The 15,638-nt window shown below is 73.5% G+C and carries 14 protein-coding genes; 4 read left to right on the top strand and 10 right to left on the bottom strand.

Annotated elements, in window-relative coordinates:
• Window positions 1–4 precede the first annotated feature (4 nt).
• Entirely contained in the window at window positions 5–904 is a 900-nt protein-coding gene (locus ACFYTE_RS00420; RefSeq protein ID WP_388702829.1) for a carbohydrate ABC transporter permease, read from the top strand.
• Between the two features lie 49 nt (window positions 905–953).
• Window positions 954–3,254, top strand: coding sequence for a glycoside hydrolase family 3 N-terminal domain-containing protein (locus ACFYTE_RS00415; protein ID WP_388702826.1), 2,301 nt, complete (start codon window positions 954–956; stop codon window positions 3,252–3,254).
• Window positions 3,255–3,327: 73 nt separating this feature from the next.
• Here the strand turns inward: ACFYTE_RS00415 and ACFYTE_RS00410 are convergent, their stop codons facing one another.
• The 4 genes from ACFYTE_RS00410 to tsaB are packed head-to-tail and all read right to left on the bottom strand — an operon-like array spanning window position 3,328 to window position 5,855.
• Entirely contained in the window at window positions 3,328–3,585 is a 258-nt protein-coding gene (locus ACFYTE_RS00410) for a hypothetical protein (protein ID WP_388702823.1), read from the bottom strand.
• A complete protein-coding gene (tsaD, locus tag ACFYTE_RS00405) occupies window positions 3,582–4,697 on the bottom strand; it encodes a tRNA (adenosine(37)-N6)-threonylcarbamoyltransferase complex transferase subunit TsaD (protein WP_388702820.1) in 1,116 nt (371 codons plus the stop codon). Before tsaD ends, ACFYTE_RS00410 begins: the two co-directional genes overlap by 4 nt.
• Complete coding sequence (gene rimI, locus ACFYTE_RS00400) at window positions 4,690–5,202, bottom strand: ribosomal protein S18-alanine N-acetyltransferase (protein WP_388702818.1); 513 nt, start codon at window positions 5,200–5,202, stop codon at window positions 4,690–4,692. The genes tsaD and rimI overlap by 8 nt, the downstream gene beginning before the upstream one ends.
• The gene (tsaB, locus tag ACFYTE_RS00395) at window positions 5,199–5,855 is read right to left on the bottom strand and encodes a tRNA (adenosine(37)-N6)-threonylcarbamoyltransferase complex dimerization subunit type 1 TsaB (RefSeq protein ID WP_388702815.1); all 657 of its coding nucleotides are present in this window, start codon (window positions 5,853–5,855) and stop codon (window positions 5,199–5,201) included. Before tsaB ends, rimI begins: the two co-directional genes overlap by 4 nt.
• 114 nt (window positions 5,856–5,969) lie before the next feature.
• On the opposite strand from tsaB, the gene ACFYTE_RS00390 reads away from it, so the two are divergent.
• Window positions 5,970–6,527, top strand: a complete 558-nt coding sequence (locus ACFYTE_RS00390; RefSeq protein ID WP_388702812.1) for a hypothetical protein — start codon at window positions 5,970–5,972, stop codon at window positions 6,525–6,527.
• A 702-nt stretch (window positions 6,528–7,229) separates the two neighbouring features.
• On the opposite strand, the gene tsaE is transcribed toward ACFYTE_RS00390, so the two are convergent.
• From tsaE to glmS, 6 genes are all read right to left on the bottom strand, one after another.
• On the bottom strand, window positions 7,230–7,751 hold the full coding sequence (tsaE, locus tag ACFYTE_RS00385) for a tRNA (adenosine(37)-N6)-threonylcarbamoyltransferase complex ATPase subunit type 1 TsaE (protein ID WP_388702810.1): 522 nt from the start codon (window positions 7,749–7,751) through the stop codon (window positions 7,230–7,232).
• Window positions 7,717–8,967, bottom strand: coding sequence for an alpha/beta fold hydrolase (locus ACFYTE_RS00380; protein WP_388702808.1), 1,251 nt, complete (start codon window positions 8,965–8,967; stop codon window positions 7,717–7,719). The genes tsaE and ACFYTE_RS00380 overlap by 35 nt, the downstream gene beginning before the upstream one ends.
• A gap of 124 nt (window positions 8,968–9,091) precedes the next feature.
• Complete coding sequence (gene alr / locus ACFYTE_RS00375; protein WP_388702806.1) at window positions 9,092–10,258, bottom strand: alanine racemase; 1,167 nt, start codon at window positions 10,256–10,258, stop codon at window positions 9,092–9,094.
• Window positions 10,259–10,557: 299 nt separating this feature from the next.
• Window positions 10,558–12,012: an NAD(P)H-hydrate dehydratase gene (locus ACFYTE_RS00370; RefSeq protein WP_388702804.1), complete on the bottom strand. Its 1,455-nt coding sequence runs from the start codon at window positions 12,010–12,012 to the stop codon at window positions 10,558–10,560.
• Between the two features lie 63 nt (window positions 12,013–12,075).
• On the bottom strand, window positions 12,076–12,447 hold the full coding sequence (locus ACFYTE_RS00365; protein WP_388702802.1) for a holo-ACP synthase: 372 nt from the start codon (window positions 12,445–12,447) through the stop codon (window positions 12,076–12,078).
• A 181-nt stretch (window positions 12,448–12,628) separates the two neighbouring features.
• Entirely contained in the window at window positions 12,629–14,476 is a 1,848-nt protein-coding gene (glmS, locus tag ACFYTE_RS00360) for a glutamine--fructose-6-phosphate transaminase (isomerizing) (RefSeq protein WP_388702799.1), read from the bottom strand.
• 177 nt (window positions 14,477–14,653) lie between these two features.
• Here glmS and coaA point away from each other — a divergent pair, with 177 nt between their 5' ends.
• Window positions 14,654–15,622 carry a type I pantothenate kinase gene (gene coaA / locus ACFYTE_RS00355; protein WP_388703963.1) on the top strand — a complete coding sequence of 323 codons (969 nt, stop codon included), beginning with the start codon at window positions 14,654–14,656 and terminating at the stop codon, window positions 15,620–15,622.
• Window positions 15,623–15,638 lie beyond the last annotated feature (16 nt).

Genomic DNA, 15,638 nt, shown 5'->3' with positions numbered 1-15,638 from the left:
CGGAGTGTCACACGATACGCTGACCCGTCCCCTGAAGACCGGCCGGCCACCGGCCCGGCCGCCCGCCGGACGCCGCCGCCGGCACTGGAGCAGGCGCCCCAACCCGCTCGCCGGCCTCGGCTCGGTGATCTGGCTGGTGATCGTGATCGTACCGATCTACGCGATGATCTCGGCCTCGCTCACCCACCAGGACCAGGCGCTCGGCAACAACGCCCTCAAGCCGCCCGCCCGTCCGACCCTGGACAACTACAACACCGTCCTGCACAACGGCTTCGGCCACTTCCTGGCGAACACGGCGATCGTCGCGGCGGCGGTCGTGGTGATCGTCCTCGTGCTGTGCGTCCCGCTCGCCTATGCGGCCGTACGCACCCGGAGCCTGTGGTCGACGGCGGCCTTCCGGCTGTTCCTGCTCGGGGTGGCCATCCCGGCGCAGGCGGTCGTGGTGCCCCTCTATCTGATGATCGCAAAGCTCAACCTGTACGACAGCCTGCTCGCGATCATCCTGCCGACCGCGGCCTTCGCGATGCCGGTGTCGGTGCTGATCCTCACCGGCACGCTGCGGGACATCTCCGAGGAGCTGTACGAGGCGATGGCCCTGGACGGCGCCTCGGCCACCCGGATGCTGTTCCAGCTGGTCATCCCGATGACCAAGGGCGGCATCAGCACCGTGGTGATCTACTCCGCGCTCCAGGCCTGGAACGGCTTCCTCTTCCCGCTGATCTTCACCCAGTCCGACGGCCCGCGCGTGCTGACCCTCGGCCTGTTCACCTATGTGAGCCAGTTCGGCGTGAACATCCCCGCCCTGCTCGCCTCGGTCGTCCTCTCCGGCATCCCCATCTTCGCCGTGTACCTGGTGGCCCGGCGCGCCCTGGTGGGCGGCCTGATGGGCGTGGGCGGCAAGTGATCCCGAACCACCCGCGGCAGCCCCTATCCCCCTTTCTGACAGGAGTTTCATGACCACCGCTCCCTGGCGGGACACCGCCCTGGCCGCCGCCGCCCGCGTCGACGACCTGCTCTCCCGGATGACGCTGGAGGAGAAGACCGCCCAGCTGTACGGCGTGTGGGTGGGCGCCGCCACGGACGGCGACGGGGTCGCCCCCCTCCAGCGCGAGATGACCGCCGACTACGACTGGGACGAGCTGATCACGCTGGGCCTCGGCCAGCTGACCCGCTCCTTCGGCACGGCCCCCGTCGACCCGGCGCTGGGCGCGCAGGCACTGGCCCGCGCACAACGGCGTATCGCCGCGGCGGGCCGTTTCGGCATCCCGGCCGTCGCCCACGAGGAGTGCCTGGCCGGCTTCACCGCCTGGGGCGCCACCGCCTACCCGGTCCCGCTCGCCTGGGGTGCGACCTTCGACCCCGCCCTGGTCGAGGAGCTGGGCCGGCGCATCGGCGAGGACCTGCGCTCGGTCGGCGTCCACCAGGGCCTCGCGCCCGTCCTGGACGTGGTCCGCGACCCGCGCTGGGGCCGGGTGGAGGAGACGATCGGCGAGGACCCGTACCTGGTCGGCACGGTCGGCACGGCCTATGTACGCGGTCTGGAGTCGGCCGGGGTGATCGCCACGCTCAAGCACTTCGCCGGGTACGCGGCCTCGGCGGGCGCCCGGAACCTGGCCCCGGTGCGGGCGGGCGTGCGGGAGTTCGCGGACGTCACGCTCCCGCCGTTCGAGATGGCGCTGCGCGAGGGCGGCGCCCGCTCGGTGATGGCGGCGTACAACGAGACGGACGGCGTCCCGGCGTCGGCCGACCCGCGCCTGCTGACCGAACTCCTGCGCGAGGAGTGGGGGTTCACCGGCACGGTGGTGGCCGACTACTTCGGCATCGGCTTCCTGCAGACGCTGCACCGGGTGGCCGGCAGCCCGGCGGAGGCGGCCCGGGCGGCGCTGGAGGCCGGCGTCGACGTCGAGCTGCCCACCCTGAAGTGCTACGGAAAGCCACTGGTGGACGCCGTGCGGGAGGGACTGGTCCCCGAGTCGCTGGTGGACCGGGCGGCCCGCCGGGTGCTGCTGCAGAAGTGCGAGCTGGGCCTGCTGGACGAGGACTGGCGGCCGGAGCCGGCCGGCCCGGTCGACCTGGACTCGGCGGCCAACCGCGCCCTGGCCCGCCGGCTGGCCGAGGAGTCGGTGGTGCTGCTGGACAACCCGGACGGGCTGCTGCCGCTGGCCCCGGACACCCGGATCGCGGTGGTCGGGCCGCGCGCCGCGGACGCGCTGGCGATGCTCGGCTGCTACTCGTTCCCCTCCCATGTGCTCCCGCACCATCCCGAGGTGCCGATGGGCCTCGGCATCCCGAGCGTCCTGGAGTCGCTGCGCGCCGAACTCCCGGACGCCAAGGTGACGTTCGCCAAGGGGTGCGGGGTGTCGGACCCGGATACGGCCGGCTTCGAGGAGGCGGTGGCGCGGGCCACGGAGGCGGATGTGTGCGTGGCGGTGCTGGGCGACCGGGCCGGGCTGTTCGGCCGGGGCACCTCGGGCGAGGGCTGCGACGTGGCCGACCTGCGACTGCCCGGCGTCCAGGGCGAGTTGCTGGACGCGCTGGTGGGCACCGGCGTCCCGGTGGTCCTGGTCCTGCTGACCGGCCGCCCCTACGCGCTGGGCCGCTGGCAGGACCGGCTCGGGGCGGTGGTGCAGGCGTTCTTCCCGGGCGCGGAGGGCGGCCCGGCGGTCGCGGGCGTGCTGTCCGGCCGGGTGAACCCGTCGGGGCGGCTCCCGGTGAGCGTGCCGCGGTCCCCGGGCGGCCAGCCGTGGACCTATCTCCAGCCCCCGCTCGGCCTGGCGGGCGAGGTCAGCAGCCTGGACCCGACTCCGCTGTACGCCTTCGGCCACGGCCGCTCGTACACGACGTTCGCCTGGGAGGACTTCACCTGCCCGGAGGCGGAGATCGGCACGGACGGTGCGTGCGACGTGTCGGTGACCGTCCGCAACACCGGCGGCCGGGACGGCACCGAGGTCGTCCAGCTGTATCTGCACGACCCGGTGGCCTCGGTGACCCGGCCGGACGTCCGTCTGATCGGCTACCGGCGGCTGGACCTGGCCGCCGGCGGGTCCCGCCGGGTGACCTTCCGCTTCCACGCCGACCTCTCCGCCTTCACCGACCGCGCAGGCACGCGGGTGGTCGAACCGGGCGCGCTGGAGCTGCGGCTGGCGTCCTCCAGCGCGGACGTCCGGCACACCGCCCATCTGACCCTCACCGGTCCGGTGCGGGTCCTCGGACCCGACAGGCGGCTGCGCTGCGAGACACATGAGCGGGACTGACGCCCCGCCGCCCCGCACCACAGCGACGGCGGGCCGGACGAGTCGGTCGACTCCCCCGGGCCGGCCGCGGAGGTCAGCCCTCGCCGACCGACTCGAAGCGCCAGCGGTGTACCGGTCGGGAGACCAAGTCGGGTGGGGGCTCTGGGAGTTCGGGCAGGTCGGCGTCGTACCGTGCATCCCACCAGGTGATGACCAGCACCCGGTCCTGCGGGGCGCGGAAGGTCTCGCGGCGAAGCGGGCTCCCGGACGAGTCCTGTGTCCGGGCCCAGGCGAGGAGTTCCCCGCCCCGGCCCTGTGCCGCCCGCGCCTCCCACATGAGAGCGACCGTCACGAGTAGAGGTTCTCCTTGCTGATCTCGTGCACGTGGTCGTGCGCGTGGGTGTGGGCGTGCCCGAGGGCCTCGCCCGGCACGTGCGGGTCCGTCACCGGCAGGGACGAGTCGGCCGACAGCCCCCAGTCCGACGCGGCCCGGTTGCGCGCCACCATCTCCGCGCCGAGGGCGGCCACCATCGCGCCGTTGTCGGTGCACAGCTTGGGCCGCGGCACCCGCAGCCGGATGCCCGCCGCCTCGCAGCGCTCCTGGGCGAGAACCCGCAGCCGGGAGTTGGCGGCGACCCCGCCGCCGATCATGAGGTGGTCGACGCCCTGGTCCTTGCAGGCCCGTACGGCCTTGCGGGTCAGCACGTCCACCACGGCCTCCTGGAACGACGCCGCGACATCCCGCACCGGGACCTCCTCGCCGGCCGCCCGCCGGGCCTCGATCCAGCGGGCCACCGCCGTCTTCAGACCGGAGAAGGAGAAGTCGTACGCGGGATCACGCGGGCCCGTCAGGCCGCGCGGGAACGCGATCGCCTCCGGGTCGCCCTCGCGCGCGTACCGGTCGATGACCGGGCCGCCGGGGAAGCCGAGGTCCAGCACCCGGGCGATCTTGTCGAAGGCCTCACCGGCCGCGTCGTCGATCGTCGCGCCCATGGGCCGGACGTCCGAGGTGATGTCCGTCGACAGCAGCAGCGACGAGTGCCCGCCGCTGACCAGCAGGGCCATGGTCGGCTCGGGCAGCGCGCCGTGCTCCAGCTGGTCCACGCAGATGTGCGAGGCGAGATGGTTCACGCCGTACAGGGGCTTGCCGAGCGCGTAGGCGTACGCCTTCGCCGCCGAGACCCCGACCAGCAGCGCGCCCGCCAGGCCCGGACCCGCCGTCACCGCGATGCCGTCCAGGTCCCGCGCGCGCACACCGGCGTCCTTCAGGGCGCGCTCGATGGTCGGGACCATCGCCTCCAGGTGCGCTCTGGACGCCACCTCCGGCACCACCCCGCCGAAGCGGGCGTGCTCGTCCACGCTGGACGCGACGGCGTCAGCGAGCAGGGTGGTGCCACGGACGATGCCGACCCCGGTCTCGTCACAGGAGGTCTCGATCCCCAGGACCAGAGGTTCGTCAGCCATTGTTCTCGGTTCCTCGTACGGAAGTGGAAGCGGACGGGTCGGTCAGGCGCATCACCAGGGCGTCCACGTTCCCCGGCTGGTAGTAGCCGCGTCTGAAGCCGATCGGTTCGAAGCCGAAGCGCTCGTACAGCTTCTGTGCGCGGACGTTGTCCACCCGGCACTCCAGCATCACCTCGGCGCACTCGAAGGCGGTAGCGGCCCGCAGCAGCTCGGCCAGCAGCAGCCGGCCGAGTCCGGTACCCCAGTGGTCGCGGGCGACGGCGATGGTCTGGATGTCGGCCAGCTCGCCCTGGGCGGCCAGGCCCGCGTAGCCGACGACCCGGACGCCCTCGACGGCCACCACGTACCGCCGGGTCGCCTCCGCGCCGCGGGCGTGCGCCAGCTCGGACCAGAACATGCCGCGCGACCAGGCGTCCTCGGGGAAGAGGTCCTTCTCCATGCCGAGGACGGCATCGATGTCCCACCAGCGCATCTCGCGCAGCGCGGGCTTCACGGACTCGGTCACTTGGGGGTGACCACCTTGTAGTTCTTGGGCACCTGGGCGTCGGGACGGCGCAGATAGAGCGGACGGGGCTCGGGCAGCGGCTCGCCCGCGGCCAGCCGCTCGGCGGCCAGCGAGGCGAGGGCCGCGGCGGAGACGTGCTCGGGCTCGTGGGCCTGCGGGAAGGTACCGGGGTACAGCAGCGCGCCCGCGCCGACGGCGGGCAGCCCGGCCACCCGGTCGGCGATGTCCGCGGGCCGGTCCACGGCCGGGCCCGTCACCCGCGTGCGCGAATCCGCGTACGTCGCCCAGTAGACCTCCTTGCGCCGGGCGTCGGTCGCCACGACGAAGGGGCCCTTCTCGATGTCGGCCGCGTAGGCGAGGCCGTCGAGGGTGCACACGCCGTGCACGGGGACGCCCAGGGCGAGGCCGAAGGTGTCGGCGGTCATCAGGCCCACGCGCAGCCCGGTGTAGGGGCCGGGGCCGATGCCGACGACGATCCCGGTGACGGCGTCCAGCCGGAGCCCCGCCTCGGCGAGGACACGGTCCACGGCCGGCAGCAGCAGCTCGCCGTGCCGGCGCGCGTCGACCTGGCTGGAGGAGGCGATGACGGCGTCGCCGTCGTGCAGCGCGACGGTGACGGCGGGGGTGGCGGTATCGAGAGCGAGCAAGAGCACGCGAACAGCCTACGGCTCCGCGGGCCCCGCGCACGCCCGCCCCGGTCGGGCGGTCACTGACTGCTACGGTCTGCACGAAGTACGACATATGACGCGAAGCAGAGGTGGGCAGACGTGGCAGGGACCAGCTCGTCGATCGTGGCCGGGCTCACCGCGGTGGCCCTGGGGACGGTCGGCTTCCTCGCCTACCAGGCCTCCGCGAACGTTCCGCCCGGGCTCGGCGGCAGGCCCACCGCGAGCGCGTCGCCCGCGGTGGCCGCCAGCAAGGCGCCACGGGACAGGAAGAACCCCGCCGCGCTGCCCGCCGGCTCCGGCAGGGGTGAACGGGTCGTGTACTCGGTGGACGACGACCGGGTGTGGCTGGTCGGTGCGAACGGCAGGGTGCAGCACACGTTCGCGGTGACGCCGGGCACCGTGGACCCGAAACCGGGCTCGTACGAGGTGACGTCCCGCTCGAAGGCGATCACCGGTACCGACGGGGCGCTCGTCGAGCACGTGGTGCGGTTCACCAGCGTGGGCGGCGTGGTCGTCGGCTTCAGCGCCGCGGTCAAGGACTCGACGTCGGTGCCCGATCCGTCGGTGAAGACGGGGGGCATCCGGGAAACCCGGCGCAACGGTGAGGCGATGTGGAAGTTCGCGACGATCGGGGTCCGCGTGGTGGTGATCCGCTAGGCGCTCCGCTGGGTGGGGCGGGGTCGACGCGGTCGGCGTCAGCGGGCGGGCGTGGGCGGGCGGTCGTCTGCGGGCGGTCGGGCGTCTGCGGTCGGGCGTGTGCGGGAGCGTTGTAGCTGGTCGCGCCGTTCCCCGCGCCCCTGACGGGCGCGACCCCGGGCGGGATGACGCGGCGACCCACAGCAGATGCGATCCGAGGGCCGCGGACGTGTGCGGGAGCGTCGTGGCTGGTCGCGCCGTTCCCCGCGCCCCTAGCGGGGCGGCCACGGCGGGGGGCGGGTCGGCCCTGAGCTGGTGCGGGGCGGGTACCGATGGTTCCGACAACTTGTCGGGAAAATATTGCCCCGGGCGCGTCCGGTGTGGTCACATGGTATCCAGCCCGTAGTTAGGTGTACCTAAGTACCCGGTAGTGCCTGGCTGCGTCCGCCCCCGTTCGTCAGGAGGCGTCCATGCCGGCCCCGGAACCCACGGCACCACCGCGCAAGCCCCCCACGGCACCGCCACTCGATCCCGCCCCGGTCCCCATGCGCGACCTGCTCGCCGCATGCGCAGCCGCGGCGATCATCTCCCACCCACCCCCACCCCCGAGCAGCGCAACCAGCGCCCGCTAGGCCCGCGGGGCCGGGGCCGCCCCCGTCAGGGGCGCGGGGAACTGCGCGAGAACCCATGACGCTCCCGCACACGACCGCGGACCTCGGACGCTCAGGCGGCGATCACCCCGAGGTCCACGGTCTGCCAGCGCTCCCCGAGCCCGGCCAGCGTCACCTGCCGTACCTCGTCCGTCGTGTCCCCGACGGCCCGGTGGATCACGATCTGCAACCGGTCCTCGGTCAGCTCCTCGACCTTGCCCTCGCCCCACTCCACGACGACCACCGATTCGGGCAGCGAGACATCGAGGTCGAGGTCCTCCATCTCGTCCAGGCCACCGGACAACCGGTAGGCGTCGACATGGACGAGCGGCGCGCCGTCGCCCAGCGGCGGGTGCACCCGGGCGATCACGAACGTCGGCGAGGTGACCGCCCCGCGCACGCCGAGCCCTTCGCCGAGCCCACGGGCGAGCGTCGTCTTGCCGGCGCCCAGCTCCCCGCTGAGCATCACCAGATCGCCGGCGCGCAGCAGCTTGGCCAGCGTGCGGCCCAACTCCCTCATCTGTTCGGGAGAGTTGACGGTGATCTCTACGGCACGGGGGTCAGCCGGGTCGGGCGGCGCTGCTGGTGCTTCCATAGCCACTTACGGTAGCCCCTGCCGGCATGGCTCCCACGCGGGTGAGCAGGTCGGCGAGCCGGTCGGTCACCACTTCGGGGTGCTCCATCATCACCAGGTGCCCCGCGTCCGGGACCAGCACCAGCTCCGCCTCCGGGAGCAGGTCGGCGATGGCCTCGCTGTGCTCACTGGGCGTGATCAGGTCCCGCACCCCGGCCAGCACCAGCACGGGCATGTCCTTGAAGTAGTCGAGCGCCTCGGTCTTGTCGTGGTCGGTGAAGGCCGGGTAGAACTCGGCGACCACGTCGATCGGGGTTGACTCGATCATCCGCTCGGCGAACCGCTCGACCGCCGGATCGACGTCCCGGGACGCGAACGAGTACCGCTTGATGATCCCGGCGAACAGGTCGGCCGTGGCCCGGCGCCCCTTCTCGACCAGCGCCGCCTGCTGCCCGAGCGCCTTCAGCACGCCCGGCAGGACCCGGCGCACCGCGTTGACGCCGGCCAGCGGCAGCCCGAAGTTGACCTCGCCGAGCCGCCCGGACGACGTACCGACCAGCGCGGCGGCGACCACCCGGTCGCGGATCAGTTCCGGGTACTGGGCGGCCAGCGCCATCACGGTCATGCCGCCCATGGAGTGTCCGACCAGCACCATCGGCCCCTCCGGCACGGCCGCGTCTATGACGGCCTTCAGATCGCGGCCGAGCTGGTCGATGCTCAGCGGCACATCGTCCCGCAGCTGTGCCATGCCCCGCCCGGACCGGCCGTGGCTGCGCTGGTCCCAGTACACGGCCCGCACGACGCCCCGCAGCGCCGCCCGCTGGAAGTGCCAGGAGTCCTGGCTGAGGCAGTAGCCGTGGCTGAAGACGACGGTGACCGGGACGGGTGCCTTACGGCCGAAGAGGCGGCGCCGCCGGGGCGCCGGGCCGCCCTCGGGTTCGACCTCGTCGACCTCGAAGTACAGCTCGGTGCCGTCGTCGGCGTACGCCTTGCCCGGGGTGCCGCGCAGCGCGCCGTACGGTCCCGTGGAGTCCAGCGCCAGCCGTGCCTTGCGGCGCACCCCGCGGCCCACGGTCATCCGCTCGATCGCGACACCGGCCGCCGCGCCCGCGGCCAGCACGCCTATCGCGGCGCCCGCGAGGCCGGTCGCCCTGCGCCAGCCGCCGGCCTCCTGCGCGGCGGAGGCGACGGCCGCCGCGGCGGCGCCCACGACGGCCTTCGCGCTGCTCTCGCTCACGTACCGCTCCTCTTCGCCGTACTGCACGTTCGCTGGGTGGGTGTGCTGCGGGTCTGCGTGCCGTCGGCACGTGCGTCACCGGGCCGGTCCACCGGTACAGGTGGGCCCCGGGTCCCTGTGCGGACTACCCGTCCCGGTCCTCGTTCACGTAGACGCGGGGGACGCGGGTTCCGATGCGTGTGACGATCTCGTACGCGATGGTGCCGGCGGCCTGCGCCCAGTCCTCGGCGGTGGGCTCACCGCGGTCGCCGGGCCCGAACAGGACCGCCTCGGCGCCGGTCTCGGGCCGATCGCCGCCGAGGTCGACCACGAACTGGTCCATCGCGACCCGCCCGGCGATGGTCCGCCACTTGCCGCCGACCAGCACCGGGCCGGTGCCGGAGGCGTGCCGCGGGACGCCGTCCGCGTAGCCGACGGGCACCAGGCCGAGGGTCGTCTCGCCCGGGGTGACGTAGTGGTGGCCGTAGCTGATGCCGTGCCCGCCCGGAACGTGCTTGACCAGCGCCAGCGACGCCGCCAGCGTCATCACCGGACGCAGTCCGAAGTCGGCGGGGGTGCCGATCTCCGGGCCGGGCGAGATGCCGTAGACCGCGATTCCGGTGCGCACCAGGTCGAAGTGGGCCTCAGGGAGGGTGAGCGTGGCCGGCGAGTTGGCCATGTGCCGCACCTCGGGGCGTACGCCCTGGTCCTCGGCGTACGCCGTCATCTCCAGGAAGCGGGTGAGCTGGGCGGCGATGGACGGATGGCCGGGCTCGTCGGCGCAGGCGAAGTGCGACCAGAGCCCGGTGATCCGGATCAGCCCGTCCGCCTCGGCGCGCAGGGCGGCGCCCACCAGTTCGGCCCAGTCGGCGGGCTGGCAGCCGTTGCGCCCGAGCCCGGTGTCCGCCTTGAGCTGCACCCGCGCGGGCAGGCCCGCCTCGCGTGCCGCCGCCGTGACCTCGCGCAGCGCCCACATCCCGCTGACCGACACATCGACGTCGGCCTCGATCGCCTGCCGCCAGGGGCCGCCGGGGGTCCACAGCCAGCACATGACGCGCCCCGGCAGGCCGGCCGCGCGCAGCTCAAGGGCCTCCTCGGGGGTGGCCGTGCCGAGCCAGGTCGCACCCGCGTCAAGGGCCGCCCGGGCGCACGGTACCGCCCCGTGGCCGTACGCGTCGGACTTGACGACGGCCATCAGGGCGGCGCCCGGTGCGAGGGCGCGCAGGGCGCGCACATTGGACCGCAGCGCGGCCAGATCGATCTCGGCACGGGCTCGCAGGGGCGCCGTCGGCAGGGGTGCTGTGTCTTTCATGGCGCCCCCAGTGTCTCAGAGACGGCCGGTGGTATCGGGGCACAGCCCCGCGCCCGACCACCGCCACGCGCCCCACACGCCGCCACGCGCCCCGCCGAACCACCGCTCCCGGCCGACTCCGGACCCCGCCCGCCCCAGCCGGACGACAGGCCCTGCACCAACCGCCGAACAACCTCCAGAACCCGCCCCCCGCCACATCGTGCACCCCACGGCCCCCCGGCCGCAGCGAACAGACCCGCCGGCCCACACGCCCTCCCCGCGCCCGGCGTACACCCCCGCCCACGAACCCCCGCCGCCGCCTACCGCCCAGGTCCGCCACCGGTCTCCGCCCGGACATCCCGCCACGCCCGCGCAACCGCCCCCGCCACATCGTGCGCCCCCACGGGCGCCCCGGCCGCCGCGAACCGGCCCGCCAGCCCGTGCAGGTACGCGGCCACGCTGCCCGCGTCCCGGGGGGAGAGGCCCGAGGCCAGCAGGGATCCCGCGAGCCCGGACAGCACGTCCCCGCTGCCCGCGGTGGCCAGCCACGCCGTCCCCGTCGCGTTGACGCGTACGGCCCCGCCGTCCGGGTCGGCGACCAGCGTGGTCGAGCCCTTGAGCAGGACGGTGGCCCGGTACCGCGCGGCCAACTCGCGCACCGCCGGCAGCCGCGCCCCCTCGACCTCCTCGCGGTCCACGCCCAGCAGCGCGGCGGCCTCTCCGGCGTGCGGGGTCATCAGGGTCGGCGCCGTGCGGGCCCGTACGGCGTCCCGGTCGGCCAGCCGCAGCCCGTCCGCGTCGATGAGCACCGGCACCTCGGCCCCGACCACCTCCGCGACGGTCCCGGCGTCGTCCCCGGCGCCCGGCCCGGTGACCCATGCCTGCACCCGTCCCGCCTTGTGCGGGCCCCGGTCGGAGACCAGGGTCTCGGGGAAGCGGGCGATGACGGCGTCTCCGGCGGGCCCGACGTACCGCACGGCCCCGGCCCCGCCGCGCAACGCGCCCGACACGGCGAGCACGGCGGCCCCCGGATACCGCGCCGACCCGGCCGCGATCCCGACGACCCCGCGCCGGTACTTGTCGCTCTCCGCCCCGGGCACCGGCAGCAGCCGGGCCACGTCCGCGTGTTGCAGGGCCTCAAGTTCCGGCTCGGCGGGCAGGTCGAGCCCGATGTCGACGAGCCGCACGCTACCCGCGTGCTCCCGGGCGGGGTCGATCAGCAGCCCGGGCTTGTGCGTCCCGAAGGTCACGGTGAGGTCGGCGCGGACGGCGGCCCCCAGCACCTGCCCGGTGTCCGCCTCGATCCCGCTCGGCAGGTCGACGGCGACGACGGCGGCGCGGGACCGCTCGGCGGCGGCGGCCAGGGCCGCGGCCTCGGGCCGCAGCCCGCCCCGCCCGCCGATCCCGACGATGCCGTCGACGACGAGGTCGGCCCGCCCGATCGCCGCCTCGCCGCCGCCGGACGCGGCGACGCTGCCGCCCGCGCGGCGCAGCGCGGCGAGTCCCGCGGGATGGGTGCGGTCGGCCGCGAGCAGCACGGCCGTCACCCCCGCCCCCCGGCGCGCGAGCCGCGCCCCGGCGTACAGGGCGTCACCTCCGTTGTCCCCGCTGCCCACCAGCAGCACGACCCGGCTGCCGTAGACACGTCCGAGCAACTCGGCACAGGCGGCCGCCAGTCCGGCGGCGGCACGCTGCATGAGCGCCCCCTCCGGCAACCGCGCCATGAGATCACGCTCGGCGGCCCGCACCGTCTCCACGCTGTACGCAGTACGCATGCGTTCGAGTCTGCCCCGGATGCCCCCGCGCCCGCACCCGCGCCCCCGTGGCCCGGCGGATCGTCAGCCCTCCGCGATCACCACCGCGGACGCCACGCCCGCGTCGTGGCTGAGCGAGACGTGCCAGGACGTCACGCCGAGCTGGGCGGCCCGGGCCGCGACCGTGCCCGTCACCCGCAGCCGGGGCTGCCCGCTGTCCTCGACGTACACCTCGGCGTCCGTCCAGTGCAGTCCGGGCGGGGCCCCGAGCGCCTTGGCCAGGGCCTCCTTGGCGGCGAAGCGCACGGCGAGGGAGGCCGCGCCCCGGCGCTCGCCGCCCGGCAGCAGCAACTCGCTTTCCAGGAAGAGCCGGCCGACCAGTCCGGGCGTCCGTTGCAGCGCTGCCTCGAACCGGTCGATCTCGGCCACGTCGATACCGACCCCGATGATGCTCATGCCGAGCACCCTACGGTGAACCGGCCCCCATGACGACGACTCAGAACAGCAGCACACGGCGGCAGATCCGGACCGCAGACCTGAGCAACGACTCGCGGCACCGCACGGGCGGGCCCTCGCACCGGCGGTACCTGCCGACATGACCGCGGCCCGCCGAAGCGCCGCGCGGCACAGGGGCCTGCTACTCCACCGTCACCGACTTCGCCAGGTTTCGCGGCTGGTCCACCTCGTTGCCGCGCGCGGTGGCGAGTTCACAGGCGAACACCTGGAGCGGGACGGTCGCCACCATCGGCTGGAGCAGGGCCGGGGTCACCGGGATGCGGATCAGGTGGTCGGCGTACGGGGCCACCTCCTCGTCGCCCTCCTCCGCGATCACGATCGTCCGCGCGCCCCTCGCCCGGATCTCCTGGATGTTGGACACGATCTTGTCGTGCAGCACCGACCGCGCCTGCGGTGACGGCACGACGACCACCACCGGCAGGTCTTCCTCGATCAGCGCGATCGGCCCGTGCTTCAACTCCCCGGCCGCAAAGCCCTCGGCGTGCATGTACGCCAGTTCCTTCAGCTTCAGCGCGCCCTCCAGCGCCACCGGATACCCCACATGCCGCCCCAGGAAGAGCACCGTGTTCTTCGCGGCGAGCGTGCGCGCCAGCGCCCGCACCGGCTCCATCGTCTCCAGGACCCGCTCGACCGACCCGGCGATCCGCGACAGGTCCCGGATGACCGCCCCGATCTCGTCACCCCACTTGGTGCCCCGCACCTGGGCCAGATACAGCGCCACCAGATAGCAGGCCACCAACTGCGTGAGGAACGCCTTGGTCGAGGCGACCGCGACCTCCGGCCCGGCATGGGTGTACAGCACCGCGTCCGACTCGCGCGGAATCGTCGACCCGTTGGTGTTGCAGATCGCCAGCACCTTGGACCCCTGCTCGCGGGCGTGCCGCAGCGCCATCAGGGTGTCCATGGTCTCGCCGGACTGGGAGACCGCGATGACCAGCGTCCGGTGGTCGAGGATCGGGTCCCGGTAGCGGAACTCGCTGGCCAGCTCCACCTCGCACGGGATCCGCGTCCAGTGCTCGATGGCGTACTTGGCGATCAGACCCGCGTGGAAGGCCGTACCGCACGCGACGATGACGACCTTGTCCACCTCGCGCAGTTCACCCGCGCCGATCCGGACCTCGTCCAGGCTCAGCGAACCGGCCGCGTCGATGCGGCCCAGCAGCGTATCGGCGACCGCCTTGGGCTGCTCGGCGATCTCCTTGAGCATGAAGTAGTCATAACCCCCCTTTTCCGCGGCCGACGCGTCCCAGTCCACGTGGTACGACCTGACCTCCGCCGGACGGCCGTCGAAGCCCGTCACCGTGACGCCGTCCCGGCGCAGTTCCACCACTTGGTCCTGACCCAGCTCGATCGCCGACCGCGTGTGGGCGATGAACGCGGCGACGTCCGAGGCGAGAAAGGCCTCGCCCTCTCCAACGCCCACCACGAGCGGCGAGTTCCGCCGCGCCCCGACCACCACGTCCGGTTCGTCCGCATGCACCGCCACCAGGGTGAACGCGCCCTCCAGCCGCCGGCACACCAGCCGCATCGCCTCGGCGAGGTCGGCGGTCACGGAGAACTCCTCGGCCAGCAGGTGCGCGACCACCTCGGTGTCGGTCTCGGACACGAGGTCGTGGCCGCGCTCGGTCAGCTCGGCGCGCAGCACCGCGAAGTTCTCGATGATCCCGTTGTGCACCACCGCGACCCGCCCCGCGTTGTCCAGGTGCGGATGCGCGTTGACGTCCGTGGGCGCCCCATGGGTGGCCCACCGGGTGTGTCCGATGCCCGTGGTCCCCGCCGGCAGCGGCCGTTCGACCAGCTCCTTCTCCAGGTTGACGAGTTTTCCGGCCCGCTTCGCGGCGGCGAGCCCGCCGTCCGCGGGCACGGCGACGCCCGCCGAGTCGTACCCCCGGTACTCCAGCCGTTTCAGCCCGGCCATGACGACGTCGAGCGCCGACTGGACCCCGACATATCCCACGATTCCGCACATGGGCCGCAGCCTACGGGCCGAAGCCCGCGCAAAACCGGCACCGCGTGCCCGAAATCGGAAATTCCCACCGTCGTACGACCACCCGTCATCGGACGCCGCTCCTGCGCGTGACCCATCCCACCCGCCGTGCCGTTCAAACTCCGTTAACAATGGACTGTGATCTCTCCGGTCTCCTCGATGCCCCGGAGCGCCCACCGGCACCGGCCGGAGACGACTCCCTACGTCGACCTCACCCGAGCCGAGTGGAGCGCGCTGCGCGACAAGACGCCGCTGCCGCTCACCGCCGAGGAGGTCGAAAAGCTGCGCGGCCTCGGCGACGTCATCGACCTCGACGAGGTGCGCGACATCTACCTCCCGCTGTCCCGGCTGCTCAACCTGTACGTCGGCGCCACGGACGGGCTCAGAAGCGCCCTGAACACCTTCCTCGGCGAACAGGGCTCCCAGCCCGGCACACCGTTCGTCATAGGCGTCGCCGGATCCGTCGCCGTGGGCAAGTCCACCGTCGCCCGCCTCCTCCAGGCACTGCTGTCCCGCTGGCCGGAACACCCGCGGGTCGAACTGGTCACCACGGACGGCTTCCTGCTCCCCACCAAGGAGTTGGTGGCGCGCGGCCTGATGTCCCGCAAGGGCTTCCCGGAGTCGTACGACCGCCGCGCCCTCATCCGTTTCGTCGCCGACATCAAGGCCGGCAAGGACGAGGTCACCGCCCCCGTCTACTCCCACCTGATCTACGACATCGTGCCCGGCGAGCGGCTCACCGTCCGCCGCCCGGACATCCTCATCGTCGAGGGCCTGAACGTCCTCCAGCAGGCCCTGCCCGGCACGGACGGCCGCACCCGGGTCGGCCTCGCCGACTACTTCGACTTCAGCGTGTACGTCGACGCCGGTGCCGAGGACATCGAGCGCTGGTACCTCAGCCGCTTCCGCAAGCTGCGCGCCACCGCGTTCCTGGACCCGTCCTCGTACTTCCGCAAGTACACGCAGGTGTCCGAGGAGGAGGCCCTGGACTACGCCCGCACGCTCTGGCGGACCATCAACAAGCCCAACCTGGTGGAGAACATCGCCCCCAGCCGCGGTCGCGCCACCCTCATCCTGCGCAAGGGACCGGATCACAAGGTACAGCGGCTGCGGCTGCGCAAGCTGTGACCGCTACCCTGCCGCC

It is taken from the genome of Streptomyces sp. NPDC004629 (assembly GCF_042873595.1).
Lineage (GTDB): Bacteria > Actinomycetota > Actinomycetes > Streptomycetales > Streptomycetaceae > Streptomyces.
This window is presented reverse-complemented; position numbering and strand designations above follow the sequence as displayed.